The 1,268-nt window shown below is 40.5% G+C and carries 1 protein-coding gene and 1 pseudogene; one reads left to right on the top strand and one right to left on the bottom strand.

Features of this window, described 5'->3' with window-relative positions; translation table 11 throughout:
• Positions 1 to 507, top strand: a pseudogene (locus AC1DPQ_RS28050) (aminomethyl-transferring glycine dehydrogenase); the annotation flags it as partial.
• Between the two features lie 540 nt (positions 508 to 1,047).
• Here the strand turns inward: AC1DPQ_RS28050 and AC1DPQ_RS28045 are convergent.
• Positions 1,048 to 1,268 (bottom strand): eCIS core domain-containing protein (locus AC1DPQ_RS28045; RefSeq protein ID WP_477611609.1); only part of this gene is annotated, 221 nt, incomplete at its 5' end.

The following is a 1,268-nucleotide window of genomic DNA, read 5'->3' as shown; positions in this document are numbered from 1 at the left end:
GAGCAACACTATCCGGTGCTTTATTCAGGTGCTCAAGGCCGTTGCGCACATGAGATGATTTTAGATTGCCGTTCGTTCAAAGCTTTCGGAATCGAAGTAACTGATATCGCAAAACGTTTAATGGATTATGGTTTCCACGCACCAACGGTTTCTTTCCCGGTTGCGGGTACTTTAATGGTTGAGCCTACCGAATCGGAGCCTAAACATGAGTTAGACCGTTTCTGTGATGCCTTAATCGCGATTAAAAACGAAATTACCGCTGTAGAAAATGGTACTTTAGATAAAACTGATAACCCATTAAAAAATGCACCTCATACGGTTTCGGTAATTACCGCTAACGAATGGGATCATGCATATAGTCGTCAAACAGCTGCGTTTCCACTTCCTTATGTGTTAGAGCGTAAGTTCTGGCCTTCAGTTGGTCGTGTTAACGATAGCCATGGTGATAGGGCATTAATCTGTGCTTGTCCGCCGATTGAGAGTTACTTAGAAGAGATCGTTCCTTAATAAGGTAGAAGGCGGGAAGGTAGAGGGTTTAAGGTTTTCCTTTCCATCGCCTTAATTACTCCCAATCGTCATTGCAAGGAGGTACGACGAAGCAATCTATTTAGATAAATCATCTGCAAGTTTTATGGATTCATTTCATAAGGCTTGCAGATTTTTTTTTTGGAAATGAATGTCACTTTTTCATCGGAGGCGGCAGTCCTGCCATTCACTTCAATCTTTTTGTGGTTTCTGCTCTCGTTATCGTCATTGCTAGGAGAAACAACGAAGCAATCTTTTACTGTAAGTGCAAACAAAAAGGATTTTCGCTACTGTCAGGTTTATAAAGGAGGGGACTGGGTGGGAAACCAATTCAGAACGAGCGGTATTTAACTTAGCGGGTGCAATAATATAAATCGCGGGTAAGTTAATATAAATCACGGGTGGGTTAATGTAAATCGCGGGTGCGTTATTATAAAAATAAGGTCCGTTATTGTAAAAAGCGGATGCATTAATATAAAAGCCAAACGCAGTAATATAAAAAGCGGGTGCTTTATTTATAATTTAAAGACCAGCTGCTTTTGATCCCATTTCATCGGCTTCTTTTTCTAAATCAGCATCGTCGTTAACTGTTATATCGGAATTTAATTGTGTTGTTGGTTTAACTCTACCTTGTTTTTGCTGTACCACATGCCATGCCTCATGCGGTAAATGCGCTTCTTCATTAGCAGCTAAATGAACATCAGTACCATTCGCATAGGCCAAAGCATTTAATTGTGCAGGTT

The organism is Pedobacter sp. 01T416_2, from assembly GCF_056398925.1.
Note: the sequence above shows the minus strand (reverse complement) of the source record. Positions and strands in the feature narration are given on the sequence as shown.